The organism is Pedobacter psychroterrae (assembly GCF_004331695.1).
GTDB lineage: Bacteria > Bacteroidota > Bacteroidia > Sphingobacteriales > Sphingobacteriaceae > Pedobacter > Pedobacter psychroterrae.
Genome location: NZ_SJSL01000001.1, coordinates 1,139,440 through 1,157,979, shown reverse-complemented (window position 1 = coordinate 1,157,979; position 18,540 = coordinate 1,139,440). Strand labels below are relative to the sequence as shown.

16 protein-coding genes are annotated in these 18,540 nt (G+C 41.0%); 11 read left to right on the top strand and 5 right to left on the bottom strand.

All coding sequences use genetic code 11. The annotated features are described in order from the left end of the window. Positions 1 to 38 precede the first annotated feature (38 nt). The 3 genes from EZ437_RS05095 (at position 39) to EZ437_RS05085 (ending at position 3,097) form a co-directional block, all read left to right on the top strand. The gene (locus EZ437_RS05095; protein ID WP_131593876.1) at positions 39 to 1,064 is read left to right on the top strand and encodes a sensor histidine kinase; all 1,026 of its coding nucleotides are present in this window, start codon (positions 39 to 41) and stop codon (positions 1,062 to 1,064) included. 90 nt (positions 1,065 to 1,154) lie between these two features. Then, positions 1,155 to 1,796, top strand: coding sequence for a DUF47 domain-containing protein (locus EZ437_RS05090; protein ID WP_131593874.1), 642 nt, complete (start codon positions 1,155 to 1,157; stop codon positions 1,794 to 1,796). Between the two features lie 8 nt (positions 1,797 to 1,804). Then, complete coding sequence (locus EZ437_RS05085) at positions 1,805 to 3,097, top strand: inorganic phosphate transporter (protein WP_131593872.1); 1,293 nt, start codon at positions 1,805 to 1,807, stop codon at positions 3,095 to 3,097. On the opposite strand, the gene EZ437_RS05080 is transcribed toward EZ437_RS05085, so the two are convergent. Further along, positions 3,094 to 4,344 carry a carboxypeptidase-like regulatory domain-containing protein gene (locus EZ437_RS05080; RefSeq protein ID WP_131593870.1) on the bottom strand — a complete coding sequence of 417 codons (1,251 nt, stop codon included), beginning with the start codon at positions 4,342 to 4,344 and terminating at the stop codon, positions 3,094 to 3,096. The two genes, EZ437_RS05085 and EZ437_RS05080, sit on opposite strands and share 4 nt — an antisense overlap. Then, a complete protein-coding gene (locus tag EZ437_RS05075) occupies positions 4,337 to 4,915 on the bottom strand; it encodes an RNA polymerase sigma factor (protein WP_131595173.1) in 579 nt (192 codons plus the stop codon). Before EZ437_RS05075 ends, EZ437_RS05080 begins: the two co-directional genes overlap by 8 nt. Positions 4,916 to 5,014: 99 nt before the next feature. Between EZ437_RS05075 and EZ437_RS05070 the strand changes: the two genes are divergently transcribed. The 7 genes from EZ437_RS05070 to EZ437_RS05040 all read left to right on the top strand — a co-directional run bounded on the left by EZ437_RS05070 (position 5,015) and on the right by EZ437_RS05040 (position 13,337). Continuing rightward, on the top strand, positions 5,015 to 6,988 hold the full coding sequence (locus EZ437_RS05070) for a vWA domain-containing protein (protein WP_131593868.1): 1,974 nt from the start codon (positions 5,015 to 5,017) through the stop codon (positions 6,986 to 6,988). After that, the gene (locus tag EZ437_RS05065; RefSeq protein ID WP_131593866.1) at positions 6,975 to 7,718 is read left to right on the top strand and encodes a DUF4197 domain-containing protein; all 744 of its coding nucleotides are present in this window, start codon (positions 6,975 to 6,977) and stop codon (positions 7,716 to 7,718) included. Before EZ437_RS05070 ends, EZ437_RS05065 begins: the two co-directional genes overlap by 14 nt. A 44-nt stretch (positions 7,719 to 7,762) precedes the next feature. Then, complete coding sequence (locus EZ437_RS05060; RefSeq protein ID WP_205942642.1) at positions 7,763 to 9,016, top strand: DEAD/DEAH box helicase; 1,254 nt, start codon at positions 7,763 to 7,765, stop codon at positions 9,014 to 9,016. 21 nt (positions 9,017 to 9,037) lie between these two features. After that, the gene (locus tag EZ437_RS05055; protein ID WP_131593864.1) at positions 9,038 to 10,318 is read left to right on the top strand and encodes a replication-associated recombination protein A; all 1,281 of its coding nucleotides are present in this window, start codon (positions 9,038 to 9,040) and stop codon (positions 10,316 to 10,318) included. Between the two features lies 1 nt (position 10,319). Next, positions 10,320 to 11,792: a DUF5687 family protein gene (locus EZ437_RS05050; RefSeq protein WP_131593862.1), complete on the top strand. Its 1,473-nt coding sequence runs from the start codon at positions 10,320 to 10,322 to the stop codon at positions 11,790 to 11,792. 2 nt (positions 11,793 to 11,794) lie between these two features. Further along, on the top strand, positions 11,795 to 12,493 hold the full coding sequence (locus EZ437_RS05045; protein WP_131593860.1) for an ABC transporter ATP-binding protein: 699 nt from the start codon (positions 11,795 to 11,797) through the stop codon (positions 12,491 to 12,493). A gap of 163 nt (positions 12,494 to 12,656) precedes the next feature. Next, the gene (locus tag EZ437_RS05040) at positions 12,657 to 13,337 is read left to right on the top strand and encodes an OmpA family protein (protein WP_131593858.1); all 681 of its coding nucleotides are present in this window, start codon (positions 12,657 to 12,659) and stop codon (positions 13,335 to 13,337) included. A gap of 87 nt (positions 13,338 to 13,424) precedes the next feature. On the opposite strand, the gene EZ437_RS05035 is transcribed toward EZ437_RS05040, so the two are convergent. Then, on the bottom strand, positions 13,425 to 13,772 hold the full coding sequence (locus EZ437_RS05035; protein WP_131593856.1) for a hypothetical protein: 348 nt from the start codon (positions 13,770 to 13,772) through the stop codon (positions 13,425 to 13,427). Positions 13,773 to 13,852: 80 nt separating this feature from the next. Here EZ437_RS05035 and EZ437_RS05030 point away from each other — a divergent pair, with 80 nt between their 5' ends. Continuing rightward, entirely contained in the window at positions 13,853 to 14,866 is a 1,014-nt protein-coding gene (locus EZ437_RS05030; RefSeq protein WP_131593854.1) for a Gfo/Idh/MocA family oxidoreductase, read from the top strand. Positions 14,867 to 14,876: 10 nt separating this feature from the next. On the opposite strand, the gene EZ437_RS05025 is transcribed toward EZ437_RS05030, so the two are convergent. Both EZ437_RS05025 and EZ437_RS05020 read right to left on the bottom strand, forming a co-directional pair. Further along, a complete protein-coding gene (locus tag EZ437_RS05025) occupies positions 14,877 to 15,869 on the bottom strand; it encodes an alpha/beta fold hydrolase (RefSeq protein ID WP_131593852.1) in 993 nt (330 codons plus the stop codon). Positions 15,870 to 15,969: 100 nt separating this feature from the next. After that, positions 15,970 to 18,270 (bottom strand): TonB-dependent receptor, encoded by a 2,301-nt coding sequence (locus EZ437_RS05020; protein ID WP_131593850.1) that lies wholly within the window; start codon positions 18,268 to 18,270, stop codon positions 15,970 to 15,972. Positions 18,271 to 18,540: the final 270 nt, after the last annotated feature.

Genomic DNA, 18,540 nt, shown 5'->3' with positions numbered 1-18,540 from the left:
ATCCTGACGACCGCACCTTTAAGATAAAATTACAAGGGATGAAATTAAGTGTATTGGTTTTAATTGCAGCGCTTGCTGTAGGTATAGCGATTGGTCTGGTAAATTTTTATTTTCAACAAAGCTGGTATGACCTGATGATCTCCTTTGGAGTATCTTTTGCCATTAGTTATGTGGTTTTCTATTATTTACTGCAGAAATATATTTATTCCAAGATCGTACTCATTTATAAGCTGATTCATAATTTAAAATTGGGTAAAGACCTTAAAGATGCTTTGGGAGAATATGTAAGCTCAGATCCGATCAATGATGTCGAACAGGAAGTTAAAGAATGGGCTGGCGCAAAAAAACGCGAGATCGATGTATTAAAAAAACAGGAACAGTTCAGACGTGAATTTCTTTCAAATGTGTCCCATGAGTTCAAAACACCTCTTTTTGCAGTACAGGGATACATTGATACTTTACAGGAATGCATGGTTGATGACCCGGAAACGGCAAATAAATTCTTAAAGAAAGCCGCCACAAATGTAGAACGGCTAAGCTACCTGATCAATGATCTTGATTCTATTTCTAAACTGGAATCGGGGGAGATCCCTATCAATTATCAAAAATTTGATTTTGTTTTGCTGACAAAAGAGGTAATGGATAACCTGGAAGACAGTGCCAGAGTGAGAAATATAAAACTGTCGTTCAAAGAGAAGTACACTTCTCCGGCATATGTAAGAGCAGACAGGGAAAAAATCCGGCAGGTAATGATCAACCTGATACAAAACTCATTGAAATATGGCAGGACGAACGGATCAACAGCCATAAAAATTTTCGAACTGCATGACCAGTACCTGATAGAAGTAACCGATGACGGAATCGGAATAGAAGAAAAACACCTGCCCCGTCTGTTTGAGAGATTTTATAGAATTGATACGCACAGGTCAAGGGAAGAAGGAGGTACGGGGCTTGGCCTGGCAATAGTAAAGCACATATTAGAAGCACATCAACAGATTATTTCTGTGAGGAGTACCCTTCAGATAGGCACTACATTTGCATTCACACTTGAAAAACTCGGATAGCATTGTTAACTATTTTTAAAAAAACACGACACTTAACATTAACTTAACATTACACTCATACTTTTGTATCATATTACATAGATCAATAAGATGAATAGTATTTTTAAGTTCTTCACTCCTCAGGACAAAAAATTTCAACCCTTGTTCGAACAGGCAGGAAGCAATGTAAAGGAAATCTCAGAAGTTCTGCTGCTTGCTTTATCAACAACCGACCTTGAGAAAAGAAAAGAATACACGAAAGAAATCGAACGCCTGGAGCATGTAGGTGACGATATCACCCATTCAATTTTCCTCGAACTTAGTAAGAACTTCATCACTCCTTTTGATAGAGAAGATATCCACGCGCTTGCAAGTGCTGTAGATGACATCGCAGATTACATACATGCATCGGCAAGTAATATTGAGCTTTATAATATTACCCAAATAGGTGATGCGATGATCAAACTTGCTGAGATCCTTGTAGAAATGTGCTCAGATCTTGAAAAAGCCATCAAGGAATTGAGAAGTTTTAAAAACATCAGGGTGATTGCAGATGCTTGCATTAAAATCAACAGTGGTGAGAATCAGGCCGACTATGTGTGCAATCTAGCTATTGCCCGCCTGTTTGAATTTGAAACCAACGCCATTGAGCTAATCAGACAGAAAGAAGTATTGCAGACGTTAGAAATGGCTACTGATAAATGTGAAGATGCGGCAAATGTACTGGAGTCCATCTTGGTTAAAAACGCATAAGATTTATTATGACCTTACTTCTTACAATTATAGCTTTAGCGCTCGTATTTGATTATATCAATGGTTTTCACGATGCGGCTAATGCAATTGCAACCGTAGTGGCTACAAAAGTACTGTCTCCGTTTCAGGCAGTAATATGGGCGGCGTTTTTCAACTTCTTGGCGTACTGGGTATTTGGTTTTGGTGTGGCTGATACCGTAGCAAAAACAGCCAATACGATGGAAATCAACCTGGTTGTAATATTGGCGGGGGTAATCGCTGCAATCATCTGGAACCTACTGACCTGGTGGTTCGGCATTCCTTCCAGTTCTTCCCATACACTCATCGGCGGTTTTGCAGGTGCGGCAATTGCACATGCTGGCCTGGATGTGGTAAACTGGTATAAAGAAGGTAAAGCAGGGGAACTGCCAAGCGGCGTTTTAGTCATTATCGGCTTCATTGTATTGGCTCCGCTGATCGGTGCAATCGTATCTTATTGCATTTCTATTTGGTTATTGCATTCCTCAAGAAAAAGTATTGGGCCTAAAATATTCACGCTGACTTTGATGATTGCCACCATCGTTTTTGTGTATTTACAAATGATTCCTTACGAAAAGATACACAAACCCCGTTTTGATTCTCATTTCTGGAGCGTCGCATTTGAATCTCATAACATCAAGTGGTTTTTAATAGCCTTCATTATACTTTCTATCAGCTCATTTTGTTTGATATTTAGCTATCTCAGCCATCATCAATCTACTAAATGGTTGAAGAAAATGCAGCTGCTATCATCCGCCGCCTTTAGCCTTGGTCATGGAGGGAACGATTCTCAGAAAGTGATGGGTATTATCGCAGCAGCGGTAGTGGTGTATATTCACCAATCGGGAGCCAACCTGGCCGACATGCCGGAATGGCTGCGGGTAGTACTACCCTCAAAAGACGCGTTTGGCAATGAAACTCCGGAACACATGCCTACATGGATTCCTTTGGCCTGTTATAGTGCAATTGCCATTGGTACATTAAGCGGTGGCTGGAAAATCGTGAAAACCATGGGATCTAAAATCACGAAAGTAACTCCGTTTGAAGGCGTAACTGCTGAAACAGCTGGTGCTTTGACCTTGTATTTTACAGAGCATCTGAGAATTCCGGTAAGTACTACACATACCATTACCGGATCCATTATCGGCTCCGGTCTGACTAAAGGGACTTCAGCAGTAAAATGGGGCGTAACAGTTAAACTGATATGGGCATGGGTGCTCACCATCCCCGTCTCAGCAGCACTCGCAGCAATTATCTACGCTATTCTTAGTTTATTTCTTTAGAATTTTAGCACGACACTTACTTCAGAAAGGGTCGGATCGGATAATTTCCAGTCCGACCCTTTCTTTATTAAACGAATGGCCTCTTTGTCGTATTTTTTTGAAATGCCTTTCGCGACACTAATATTTACGGGTCTTCCTTTCTTGATGACAAAAAGATATTCAGCGGTTTGCTCAGGTTTTGTTTCCTTATTGAAACGATTTTCTTTGATCAGATATTCCCTGTATTTCTCCCAGCCAATGGTTGGTTCGGCATTGACGTTATTTTGAATATTCAGCCCCGCTACCTTTCCCTGCAACAACTGTTCGACATTTGACACAGGAACATCAGCTACCTTTTTGCCGGAGACAATAAATGAACTGCCGGTAGTTACTTCTCTTGTTCTTTTCTGATAACCGCGGATCACTACTTCGTCCATAGTGCTCTTGTCTTCATGCAACGCGACTGCCAGAAGTTCGTTCGGCTTTACAGTTATTCTTTTTGTTGTATAGGATACATAACTTACAATTATCTCCTGTTCTTTCGTCAAACTATCTACCTTAATGTTAAATTCACCCGCCTGATCCGTAGCGCCAATTCCCCTGTAAGTTCCATCAGCATTCATCTTATAGATATTAGCCCCTACAATTGGTTCCCCTGTAGTTTCATCTGTAACCTTTCCTCTAATTGAATTACCAATAACAAGGGATGAGGAATAAGGGCTGGCAGAAACGGCTACCTCCATTAATACGGCTTTCTGTTCTGATAATGCTGAAGGCTCGTTTACCCTTGCTTTCATTGTCCTGGTTTTGGCTTTGGTATTCATCGCGACCTCATCTGAGGCCATCGGAGGGATTAACTCGGGCACAGGTTTTACAGGTTCTGTTGCTTTGACCTTGGGTGCAATCACTACATCCACCTTTTTAGACTGATTGTCCCCGGTCTGCTGATAATTGACCTGCTTCATCCAGAATATAATGCCTATCGAGATGAATAATACCGCTGCCGTAGCGGCGATACTTAGTCTTTGCCAGGTAATTACAGTCTTCTTTTTGACATACTGCTGTTCAGTAACACGTTGCTGAAGCTGCTTTTGAAGTAAAGACAAAGAGGCTAATGAACGTTTGGGAGACATACTCAGGCCGGCAAGGGCTTCGGCAACAAAAGGATCTTCCAAGGCAGCGCGTTCCACCCGGTTCATCGACTTGGCATCCAGCTTACCATCAAGGTAATCTTCTAATACGTCTATATCTAACCAATCCTTATTCACCACTGTTCTTCTCTATACAAATTTTTAAGTTCCTCTTTCCGTTCTGTATGTAGCTCTTTACCTTCAACATATCATAACCTGTGATATTTGCCACTTCCTTATAGCACTTTTCCTGCAAATAAAACAAATCTACGCTGATCCGTTGCTCCTCAGGTAGTGTCTCCATGCACTTTTCCATAACGGTGAGTTTATTCTCCTTTGTATCATCTACATCAAGATGCACAAATTCTGTGTTTTCCACAAAAGTATCTTCTATTGAAACCGTTTCATGTCGCGAATTTTTGCGGATCGCCATCAAACAGTGGTTGCGGGCAAGTACATGCAGCCAGCTTTTAAAATTCTGGACTTCGTGAACTTTCAACTTTACAACAAGCTCTTCAAAGATCTGCATCACCGCATCCTTGCTCTGTTCTTCATCCTTCAGGTAGTTAAGACATACCCCAAATACCAGGTGCATGTATTTATTATAAAGCGTACCCAATACCTCCAGACTACCACTTGATTTGTAGCGGCTGATCAGGCTGGCATCGTCCTGCTCGTCAATACGGGTATTATTCTTTATAAACTTCAAGGGTGCTTTTGAGACATTATTATCCAAGTATAAAAATATTTTTTGACACTGTTATGGAAATTCTACAAAGTGTACATCCTGTTAACAAATTACATAGAGATGAAAAAATTATTGTTACTACTATTTGTAGCTATTCTGTCCTCAGGTTTCAGAACCTCAAATAACCGGGAAAGATCCATTTCAGGAATTGTCACTGATAAAGTCTCCGGCGCTCCGATCCCGGGAGCGAATATCTATGTTGTTAAAAAGGACAATAAACCAAATGGGTTGAGCACTACGGACGCAAAAGGCAAGTACAGTGTAAAAGTAGGTAACGATGCCCAGGAACTTATTTTCTCTTACGTGAGTTATAAGACTGTAAGGGTAAAGATAACTTCTTCCGTGATGAACATTCAAATGGAAGAAGACAAGAGCACAATGGACGAAGTAGTGATCCGTGGTTATCAGAAAAGAACAAGAGAAGTAACTACCGGGAGTTCATTTATTGTCACCGGCAAAGAGGTAGCTGATGCTCCTGTGTCAAATGTCGGACAGTTGTTGCAGGGAAAGGTAGCAGGGTTGAACATTCAAAATTCTACAGGTTTTCCTTCCTCCGGAACTGAACCTTCTAGCGAGGCTTATTCTTCTATTGAAGAAAACACATTTAAAACTTCATTAAAAAATCCACTGTCTACGTTCTCTATCGACGTTGATGCCGCATCATACAGCAACGTACGCAGATTTATCAACAATGGGAACTTACCACCTGCGGATGCCGTGAGGATTGAAGAAATGATCAATTACTTTGATTACAAATATGCCCAGCCTACAGGGAAAGAGCCCATAAGTATCACTACAGAAATTTCAAGCGCTCCATGGAATACCAACCATAAACTGGTAAAGATTGGGCTGCAAGGCAGAAAAATCCCTACGGACAAACTGCCTGCGTCCAATCTGGTATTTCTAATAGATGTATCGGGATCCATGAATCAGGCCAATAAACTTCCCTTGCTGGTATCTTCATTTAAGCTGCTCACTGAGCAGTTGAGACCGGCAGATAAAGTGGCTATTGTGGTCTATGCAGGACAGGCAGGTCTGGTACTACCCTCTACCCCGGGAGATCAAAAGATCCGGATAAAAGAAGCATTGAACAAATTAAGTGCGGGTGGATCAACTGCAGGAGGCCAAGGTATTGAACTGGCGTATAAAGTAGCCGCTGAAAATTTCATCAAAGACGGAAATAACAGGGTAATTCTGGCTACAGATGGTGATTTTAATGTCGGAATTTCAAGCGACAAAGACATGCAAACCTTAATAGAACAGAAAAGAAAAAGCGGAATATTCTTAACTGCTCTGGGCTTTGGAATGGGAAATTATAAAGACAGCAAAATGGAGACCCTTGCCAATAAAGGCAATGGAAACTATGCATATATTGACAATATCAGTGAAGCGAGAAAAATACTGATCAATGAGTTTGGCGGAACGCTATTTACAATAGCAAAGGATGTGAAGCTACAGGTAGAATTTAATCCGGCAAAAACCCAAGCCTACCGACTGATAGGATACGAAAACCGCGTGTTAACGGCCAAAGATTTCAACAATGACCAGAAAGATGCAGGTGAACTTGGCGCTGGACATACCGTAACCGCTTTGTACGAAATAATTCCGGTGGGTGTAAAAAGCACTTTTGCCGGAAGTGTAGATGAGCTTAAATATCAGGTTGATTCAAAACCTGCTGTTTTGCTGAAAAACAGCAAAGAGCTGATGACGGTAAAGCTTAGGTACAAAAAGCCAGATGAAAATGTAAGCAAACTAATAACGCAGGCAGTAATTGACACTGCCGTTCCGTTTGGCAACACCAGTGACAACTTCAGGTTCAGCGCTGCTGTTGCAGAATTTGGGATGCTGCTGAGGCAATCTGCATACAAACAAAACGCAAGTTTTGACAATGTAATCAGTACTGCGCAAAAAGCCACCGGAAAAGATGATGAGGGATATCGTGCCGAATTCGTTAAATTAGCGAAGTCTGCAAAATTACTGGCCAAAGATTTGCTGGGCATGAATGAAAAGATCCCATTAAATGAAAAAAATTAATTTTATTTACTTTCTTGCAATTATATCAATATCGTTCAACAGTTGTGATGTACAAACTCAGTCACAGCTGGGAAACATTATAAAGCAGCTACCGGCGGGTGGAAATCCTACCGCATTAGAAATGGGTCTGGGTATAAAACAGGCGCTGGAATTAGGAACTTCAAGAGGTGCAGATCAGTTGTCGGCAAAAGATGGCTTTTTAGGAAACCTGGCCGTTAAGATATTTTTCCCGCCGGAGGCGCAAAAAGTGGAGAAAACATTGCGGACTATCGGCTTAGGCTCTCTGGCAGACAATGTGATCCTGAGCATCAATCGTGCTGCTGAAGACGCGGCAAAGGAGGCAAAGCCAATTTTCCTTTCGGCCATTAAGCAAATGACCATTGCCGATGCTACAAATATACTTTTCGGAAATAAAGACGCAGCAACAGAATATTTTAAAAGGGTAACCACTGCACAGCTTATAGAGAAGTTTAGACCTGTGATCTCAAATAGCCTGAGTAAGGTAGGAGCTACTAAGTACTGGGGCGACGCGGCGAATCAATACAATAAGATCCCTTTGGTGAAGCCGGTATCAACAGACCTCTCCAATTATGTAGCTCAAAAAGCAATAGATGGGATGTTTATCCAGGTGGCTCAGCAGGAACTCCTGATCAGGGACAACCTGGGTGCCAGAACAACTACACTGCTTCAAAAAGTGTTTGGTTATGTTGATAGAAATAAAACCAAATAAAAAGGTTACTTTTATCGCATAGTACGATTAATATAAAAAGTAGATTGGATTTTAAAGATTTTAATTTTAACCCTGAACTGTTTGAGGGTTTAATGGCAATGGGTTTTCGCAATGCCACCCCTGTTCAACAACAAGCTATCCCACTCATTCTTGACAAAAAAGACCTGATAGCATGTGCGCAAACTGGCACCGGTAAAACCGGCGCATATCTATTGCCGATCATGAATATGATAGCGGCAACAGAAAACAGACATAACAATACGCTGATCCTGGCCCCGACGCGGGAACTTGCACAGCAAATAGACCTGCAGGTAGAGGCGCTTTCTTATTTCACCAACATCAGTTCGTTGACTGTATACGGAGGAGGAGATGGCATAGCCTATGAGCAGCAAAAACGTTCTATGCGTGAGGGTGTTGACATCATCATCGCTACTCCCGGCCGTTTGATCTCTCACCTTTCATCAGGACTTTTGAAGCTGGACCAGCTTCAGCACCTGGTGCTGGATGAGGCTGACAGGATGCTGGACATGGGATTCTATGATGACATCATGCGCATTGTAAGCTTTCTGCCGCAAAAAAGACAAACGGTAATGTTTTCGGCTACTATGCCGCCAAAGATCAGAAAGCTTGCAGCTACTTTACTGCAGCACCCGGAGCAGATCAGTCTGGCTATATCTAAACCGGCAGAAGGCATTTCTCAGCAAATCTACCTGATTCATGATGAGCATAAGGTTCCGCTATTGACAGAGATATTAAAAACAGGCGATTTCAAAAGCATCATTGTGTTTGCTTCTACAAAAGACAAGGTGAAGAACCTGGGCAAAGTTTTTAGAAACCTTGGGCTCAAAGCAGAAGCATTTCATTCAGATCTGGACCAGAAAGAAAGGGAAAGCATTTTGTTGAAGTTTAAAAACAAGCAATTACCTATCCTTATAGGAACGGATGTATTAAGCCGTGGCATAGATGTGGAAGGAATAGATCTTGTGGTAAATTTTGATGCTCCCCATGATGCAGAAGATTATGTACACCGTATTGGGCGTACAGCAAGGGCTGCTACCAAAGGTACAGCGATCACGCTCGTGAATGCTAAGGATAAGCGCAAGCTGGACAACATTGAGAAACTGATTGAGAAAAAGATTGAGCGGATGCCACTCCCGGAACGTTTTAGTCAACCACTTACTACGGAAGCAACTGCTCCCGGCAAGCCAGTTCCAAGATCAGCGAACAACAGCAAGCCTAAGAAAAAATTCTGGAATAAAAAACCTAAATCTGCAGGCAGTAAGCCCCTGACTGAATAAATATTCTTTATATTTACTTTCATGCAAAACCTACCTCCTTTAGCTGAACGGATGCGTCCACAAAGTCTGGATGAGTATGTGGGTCAGCGGCATATAGTAGGTCCAGATGCAGTATTGCGCAAAGCTATTCAAAGCGGACAAATTCCCTCCATGATCTTTTGGGGTCCGCCGGGAGTTGGGAAGACGACATTAGCTTATATCATTTCACAAACACTTGACAGGCCTTTCTTTAATCTGAGTGCCATCAATTCAGGCGTTAAGGATATCAGGGAAGTGATAGACAAAGCGGCTCAGTTAAAAAACAGTCTGCTGGGTCTTCCCATCCTATTTATCGATGAGATTCATAGATTCAGTAAGTCACAACAGGACAGCCTATTGGGCGCCGTAGAACGTGGACTGGTTACCCTTATTGGTGCAACTACCGAAAACCCTTCCTTTGAAGTCATATCAGCTTTGCTCTCCAGATGTCAGGTATACATTTTAAAATCCTTGGAGGAAGATGAGCTATCTGGATTGCTCCAGACTGCGATCGTACAGGATGTAATTTTAAAAGAAAAAAAGGTCACTATAAAGGAGCATGAAGCGCTGATCAGATTGTCTGGCGGTGATGCGAGGAAATTGCTTAATGTCCTGGAGATTGCTGTAAATGGTGTGGGAGGAGATAAAGTGGTGCTCACAAATGAGAATGTACTGGCTCATGCCCAGCAAAACCTGGCACTGTATGACAAAGCAGGAGAACAGCATTACGACATTATTTCTGCTTTTATTAAATCCATACGGGGCAGCGATCCGAATGCTGCTGTCTACTGGCTGGCCAGGATGATAGAAGGCGGCGAAGATCCATTGTTTATTGCGCGCAGGTTGCTGATCTTATCCTCCGAAGACATCGGAAATGCCAATCCCAATGCGTTACTATTGGCTAATAATTGCTTTACCGCAGTAAATGTGATCGGATTTCCGGAGTCAAGAATTATCTTATCTCAGTGTGTCACTTACCTTGCCAGCTCGGCAAAAAGTAATGCCTCATACGAAGCAATAAATAAAGCTCAGGCATTGGTGAAACAAACGGGCAATTTGCCAGTCCCACTACATATAAGAAATGCACCGACCAAGCTCATGAAGAACATAGGTTACGGAAAGGACTATCAGTATAGTCATGGATACGAGGGCAATTTTTCTCCTCAGGAATATTTTCCGGACGAGCTAAGCGGGACTAAACTGTACGACCCCGGGAGCAATCCTGCAGAAGAGAAGTTAAGAGAGAAATTAAAATACAACTGGAAGAATAAATATAATTACTAATATGCTGAGTACTTTTTTAAGTCACCAAAGAAAATCATTCTGGCGTTCGCGCAACAAAGGCGGAAGCATTGCTACACAAATTGTAATGGGCTTTTTTATCCTATACTTCGTGGCTATAGCATTGATTGTCGGATTTGGCATGCCTTATTTACTCCCAAAAGTATTTAAAGGTCAGGATCCGCTAAAAATGTTTGACGGCATCATTCTATACTATTTTGCATTTGACTTTCTATTGCGTTTACAACTTCAGGAATTGCCCACTTTGAGCATCATCCCTTATCTGCACCTTAAGATCCCAAAGCAGAAGATAATCAGTTTTATAAATGTAAAAGCACTGTTTTCAGCCTTTAACTTATTGCCGCTATTTATCTTCCTGCCCTTTTGCATTATCCGGATTGCAGAAGCTTATGGTGTGTTTGCGATGCTCATGTATATCATATCCATTCTTTCCATTATGGTATTTAACAACTATACCGTTCTATATATAAAAAGAAAGTCTATTACCAATATACTCTATACAGTAATAGGCCTGGCAGTAATTGCCGGCTTTGCTGCACTCGAATACTATAAGGTGATTTCTATTATGACTGGATCGCATTTTGTATTTAGCGCCGTCGCGGCTCATCCCTACTATGGCTTGTTTTTTACATTAGTGGCAGGGCTGATGTTCTGGATAAATTCGGAATACCTGCGAAAAAATCTTTATGTAGAAGAGCTAAGTACCAAACAGGAGAAAAAAGCAAGCACAGATTATGCGTTCTTAAACCAGTTTGGCAGGGTAGGCGAATTAGCTGCACTGGAACTGAAGCTGATACTCAGACATAAACGGTCGCGCTATTCCATTACCATGAGTTTTTTCTTCCTTATTTACGGCCTTATTTTCTATAAAGAGAAAATCATTGCTGCCGATGAGTTTGGAAAGATGATGTTTGCCGCCATTTTTATGACAGGCATATCTATCATCATGTACGGTCAATTTATGTTTGCGTGGCAAAGCGCTCATTTTGATGGGTTGCTTAGCAACAAGATCAACTTTAAAGACTTTATCAAGGCCAAGTTCCTTCTTTTTACCATAGCGGCTACAATCATTACATTATTGGCAAGTTTTTATGGTTTTTTAAGCCCTAAGTTGCTTTTACTCCATCTTGCCGCATATCTGTACAACATAGGTTTTGGCACCGTAACGGTCCTATACCTAGCCACAATGAATTATAAAAGACTGGATATGACCAAATCTGCCAGCTTCAATTTTCAGGGTACTGGCGCTACTCAATGGCTCCTTATGTTGCCGTACGTACTAGTTCCTTTTTTAGTCTACCTGCCATTTGGTATGCTTGATAAACCTTACTTAGGATTGGTTGTACTTTCTGCTTTTGGCATGATCATGTTACTTATGCGTGGTTTTTGGGTAGATTTCATTACAAAAAAGTTTGAACAGCAACGATATAAGATAGCCGAAGGCTTTAGAGAATAGTTATGATTTTAGAGATTAAAAATTTAAAGAAAGTTTACGGCGATAAAACCGTTGTAAACATAGAATACCTGCAAATCGCTGAAGGCGAAACAGTAGGCCTTGTAGGAAATAATGGCGCCGGTAAAACTACATTTTTCCGGATGCTTTTAGACCTGATACGCCCTTCAGAGGGTTCAGTATTATCCAAGGGAGAAAATGTAATGCAGACAGACGCCTGGAAAGATTATACCGCTTCCTTTTTGGATGAAGGATTTCTGATAGATTATCTTACACCAGAAGAGTACTTCATCTTTATCGGCAGCCTCCACAACTTAAGCCAGGCTGATGTTTCTGCGTATCTGTCGAGGTATACGGAGTTTTTTAACGGCGAGATCATTAACAGCGGTAAATACATCCGTGATTTTAGTAAGGGCAATCAAAACAAAGTTGGCATTGCTGCTGCACTGATGCAAAATCCGGAGTTTCTGGTGTTGGACGAGCCCTTTGCCAACCTGGACCCTACTACCCAGATCAGGCTAAAAACCATTCTCCGGTCTTTAAAAAGTGAAAGACGCCTCACAACTTTTATTTCAAGCCACGACCTCAATCATGTTACAGATGTATGTGACAGGATCATATTGCTGGAAAAGGGATTGGTGATTAAGGATTTCATGAAAGATGAAAATTCATTAAAAGAACTGGAGGAATACTTTTCAGAATGATCATTGTACTGTATTTGGGTCGCTGTAACATTTTCATTGATGTTATAGTTGCCCTTTTCAATATATGTGATTAAAAATCAATGTTAAAGCCGATTTTAGAACACACCCATTAAAACTGGCATTAGGTTTGATTAGTGCCCTTTATAAAACAAATGATAATATTATGATTACTTCAAAATTTAAAATAGCAACATTCAGTATCGCCTTATCCATTGGAGCAATGGCTTTTCAAGGTTGTGATAGTTTAACAAAAACCCAAAAAGGCGCAGGTATCGGTGCTGCAACGGGTGGCGTGATCGGTGCAATAATTGGCAAAAAAGCAGGTAATACTGCTGTAGGAGCTATTATCGGTGCTGCAGTAGGTGGTACAGCTGGTGGTTTTATAGGTAAAAGAATGGATAAGCAAGCTGCAGAGATTCAAAATGCAATCCCTAATGCAGAAGTTATCAGAGAAGGAGAAGGTATCATCGTAAAGTTTGATAGTGGAATCCTTTTTGGATTTGACAAATCAGACCTTACTGCACAGGCAAAAGAAAATGTAAAATCGTTGGCTGGCTCATTAAGCCAGTATCCGGGAACTGACATCAAGATTATTGGTCATACCGACAATAAAGGCAGCGAAACATATAATATGGGACTATCTGAAAGAAGAGCGGCAGCCGTAAAAGCGTATGCAGTTTCTCAGGGCGTTTCTTCAGCACGTTTAATCACGCTAGGTAAAGGTTTTTCTGAGCCGATTGCTGACAACGCTACTGACGATGGAAGAGCAGCTAACCGTAGGGTTGAAGTTGTTATTGTTGCAAACGATCAGCTTAAAAAAGAAGCTCAGCAACAAGGAAAATAAGCGAATATCTACATCTACCTATAATAAATGAGCCCGAAGTACAATGTACTTCGGGCTTTTTAAGATTTATTATTTGCTGCTGTTCATTTAGTCGCCATAGATATCATCAAAATAATGTATCGCCAGTGATTTAAGCAATAGCTCCTGCTCCATCATGGCAAATGAAGGTACAGGTTTTAGCAGTCTCCAATGTGGCCAGCCATCCTGGTCAAGACCTTCCAGTTCATAAAATCCCATTTCGCTCAGCAATCGGCATGTTGCTATATGCATCAACTCTTCCTTTTGACGCTTACTGTATTTACCCGGGCCTTTACCCAATTCCTGTACGCCTATTAAAAACAGGATTACCTTTAGATCCGGAACATCAGAATCAAACTCTTCGGCTATTTTTTGTTGCAAAATTTTCCATTTTGCGTGTATCTCTGCAGGCTTCATACTACAAAGATACAATTAGGCACACAGCTTTATGATAATAAATGAACGGCAATTGAAACCTAATTGTTAATTTTATCCCTATGGAAAAAGCAATTGTAACAGGCTTACTGGCCTATGGTATGTCTGGAAAAGTATTTCATGCTCCATTTATTGATGGGCATCCCGGTTTTAAATTTCATGCGATTCTTGAGCGTAATCAGAAAAAAGCAGTACAAGACTACCCTGGAGTAAAAAGTTACGATACTTTTGAAGATATCCTTGCAGATCAGGAAATTGAGCTGGTTATTGTAAACACACCTAATTTTACACACGTAGATTACACTCGCCGTAGTCTGCAGGCCGGAAAACACGTACTGGTAGAAAAACCCTTTACGCCTACATCAGCGGAAGCCAGGGAACTGTTTGAACTGGCCAGAAGTTTGGGTAAAAAAATATTCATTTACCACAACCGGAGATGGGACAGCGACTGTACCTCTATACAAAAGGTAGTAGAGAGCGGACAGCTGGGTAAAATTAGCGAAGTTCATTACCGTTACGACCGTTATAGAAGAGCAATAGGGGCCAAAACATTTAAAGAAGAACCGCAAGAGGCAAGTGGCTTAATGTACGATTTGGGTCCGCATTTGCTGGACCAAGCCATCAGCCTATTTGGTAAACCGCGGTCTTTTTATAAGGTACTGGGCAAGCACCGTGAACACACGAAAGTAGACGATTACTTTATGATTCATTTAGCATATCCAAATGATCTTAACGTATTTTTAACTTCTAGCTTATTGGTAGCAGATCCTCAGAAAGCCTTTGTATTACATGGCTCAAAAGGTTCTTTTATAAAAGGCCGTTCTGATGTTCAGGAAGAGCAATTATTGAATGGCATGAAAATCAACAATCCTGTTTTTGGCATAGAAGCCCAGGAAAGCAAAGGCCGCTTAACCACTATGGACGAGCAGAGCAATCCGCAGGTAAACTATGTAGATTCTGAAGATGGAAATTATATGGGCCTGTTTGAGGCTATATACCAATCTATAGTGAATGATGTACCATATCCGGTAACAGAAGATCAGATCATTGCACAACTAGAGATATTAGAATCTTAAAACAGGGACCTTACAGACTTCCCAATAGCGCAACCGTAAATTCAGTTGGGATCTCAATATGGGGGATATGGCCACAGGCATCAAATTCTATGATCTTGGCCCCAGGGATTTTAGCTGCAGTTTGTTTACCCAATAGCCGGTACTGTCCGTATAGCGCCTGCTGATCAGTGCTCAGCAGGGCCTTACCGACTATGGTTTTATCTTCTTTGCCAATGAATAATATGGTAGGTACTTTAATGTGATAAAATTCATAGACTACAGGCTGCTCATAGATCATGGCGTAAGTTATCGCAGCAATCCTGGCCAGTCGGGGGAAATCCCCGCTAAAAGTTGTACCGCCTGCTACCCTTACCAATTCCTCATACTGAGGTTTCCAAACAGTGAAGTAGGAAGTCTGATAGTATCTCCTGATGCTCTCGGGTGTGGCCCTGAGTTCTGTACGGTACTGTTCTTCTGTACTTATATAAGGAATAAAGCGACGGTAATCTTCCAGTCCAATCGGATTTTCCAGCAGCAGCTTTTCCGTCTGCTCTGGATACATCAATGCAAAACGGGTGGCCAGCATCCCGCCCATTGAATGTCCAAGTATATTAGCCTTTTTAATTCCAAGTGTGTCTAACAAGGCTTTGTTCCAGCGCGCCATTTGATGAAAACTATAATGGATAAATGCTTTGGATGACTTTCCGAAGCCTATCTGATCTGGCACAATGACCCTAAAACCCCGACTTGTTAATGAATTGATCACATCTGTCCAATAATATCCGCCAAAGTTTTTTCCATGAAAAAGCACCACCGTTCTTCCGTTTGAAAGCTTTGTAGGGCTGATGTCCATATAAGCCATTCTTAGGTTCTGGCCTTCCGTATTTACCGGAAAAAACTTCACTGGATAAGGATACTTGACATTTTCCAGCGTAATCGATATGGTATCTGTTTTTTGAGCAAGCAATTTGCTGCTGCCATATAGAAGAAAGATAGTGGCAAGAAGAGATATTCTTTTTAACATAGGATAGTTTTAAATGAAACAAAAAAAAGCCACAAATGTTCTTAAGCACTGCAGCTATTTATAAAGCCTGTCCTTACTTTAAAGACAGGCTTATATTCATTTATAAAAAAGGAAAACTGATCCCAAATGTAACATTACGTCCGGAATTATAGATACCAGCGAGTTTATATCTGCTGAGATGATTATAATATTGTTTGTTCAGTAGATTTTGACCGGTAGCCCAAATATTAAGCTTGCTTTTTTTTGTATTAACCGAAATACCCAAACCGGCATCAAGCAAGGTATACCCATCGGTCTGTGTTTCAAAACTATCAAAACGTGCCTGCTTAAATACATTGTTGATCCCTATCTTAAGAAAGGCATTTTCAAAACCCTTAATAGATGGTTCAAATCGCAGTTCGTTATTAATACTGGCGGCAGGTATGAATGGCAGCGCCTGATTGTTTGCTTTGTTGATTCCCCTTACATATGCAAAAGAGTTTTCAAAATGAAGTGACCTGATCAGGTGAAAGTCTACAGAAGCTTCAGCACCGATCAATTCTGCATCTGTTTGTACAAACCTGTAAACAGGGAGCGTTTCAGATCCCCCATCTTCATGCTCAACGGCTATTGTTTCATCATTGAAATTACCAGGATATATATAGTTGTAAATGCTGTTTGCATACGCATTAAGACCAAATGTGATGTTCTGGGTAGTATATTCCAATCCCAGGTCAAACTGCAAGCTTGTTTCCTGTTTCAGCTTGCTATTGCCTATTTCATATCTGAAAGTTCCTTCATGCTGGCCCTTTGCACCCAATTCAGCAATATTTGGTGCCCTAAAGCCAGAGCCGGCATTACCCTTGATCACCAGCTCTTTAGCTATTTCAAACGCAAAACCAAGTGATCCTGAAACATTCGAGAATTGATTGTCAAAACTTTGGAATACTTCTTCACCTTCAAACTCAAGATCTTTTCCATTGATCGTCTTATAATCATACCGTATCCCGGCATTTAGAGCTCCCTGTTTAAAATTGCGCTTCAAATAAAAAAATGTGCCTATACTATTGCTATTATAATCTGGTATTAGAAATTCATCCCCCTTATTAATATTGTTTTGGTACATTCCCTGGACCCCAATTGCAGGCTCCCATTTACCCTGATTAGGCAGATAATACTTCAGATCATACGTATATGAGTTCAAATCCAAGTTTAAACCTGCTTCGTCCGTGCTTTCCTCAAATTCTTTTCGCAGATTTCGCTGAAACGCGAAGGTGGTTTTAAGTTGCCCCTTTCCAAGTATAATATTGCTGTTTAGTGCTGCCCGGTAATGATTGATATTTTGAAAAGGAAGCCCAAGAGTCCTATCTTTTGCATCAGCTGCTAAAACAGGCGCACCCGCTTCGTCCAGGTAATTCCCATCATTGTCAGGCCCTTCTTCTACCAGGCCAATATTAGTATGGAACCTGGAAAATGACAGATGAGAATATCCCCAGCTTTTATTTAATCCTACCATGCCGTTCAAATTAAACTCATTAAACCCCGAATTGGGGACTGTTGCATTTTTGTATTGAAAACCATGTGCATTTTTGTAGGATGTACGTCCACGGTACACTAATCCATTATTATTGCCCTGCAACATTAGCGAAGAAGCTGACAGGCCACTATTGGTGCTATACGTAGTAATAAAATCACCCTTAAATTCACCAGGAGTAGGTACCAGGTCATCAATGACATTGATGACCCCACCCAGGGCATCAGAACCGTACAATAAACTGGCAGGGCCTTTCAGAATTTCTATACGCGATGCCGAAAACTGGTCAATTTCAATACCATGTTCATCACCCCATTGTTGTGCTTCCTCTCTTGCACCATCTACCATGGTAAGTACCCTGTTATAGCCCAAACCGCGTATTACAGGCTTTGATATAGCCCCGCCTGTACTCACCTGCGAAATTCCGGGGATCCTGGATATGGCATCGATCAGATTTGTCCCTGCTGACTGAACTAACTTTTCTTTTCCAATTGTAATCACCGAAAGACTGTTCGTTTTATTATCAGAACTGAACGGAGAGCCTGTGATAACAACCTCTGCACTTTCTACTATAGATGGCTCCAAAGATATAATTATACCTTCCGGTTGGGCAAGATCTATTGTTTGGGCCTGTGTTTTGTACCCTACATAACGAACCTCCAACAAAAATCTTCCTTTAGCGGGCACATTTTTAAGTATAAATTCGCCCTCAGCATTACTGGATGTTATGGTCTTAAGGTCATTAATGTAGATGGTAGCACCGGCTAAGGGTGTCTGACTGTCAGCATCTACTACCTTACCCTTAAACTCAGCCATTTTAGTAGCAAAAACATTGGCTGTAAATAATATTTGTATCAGCAGGATCAATAGAAATTGAATCTTCTTCATTTTTAAATAATGTTTGATAATCATGACACTGCATAAATACACAGGTCAATAATAAGTTTATAACTAATTGACATAGAATAGCTTTTAGGCTATTTCAAATAAAGGAAAATAAGATATTAAGCCAGTGGAGGGCCTCTTAGCGCTAAACTTATCAGTTTTGTATAACCACCGCTTAGGACAGCAAATGGCTTTAAAATAGTATTATGTGTCCTATATAAGAGATAATGAAACTGAACTTTATCGTAGTTTTTTTCAAAATGAACAGTACAG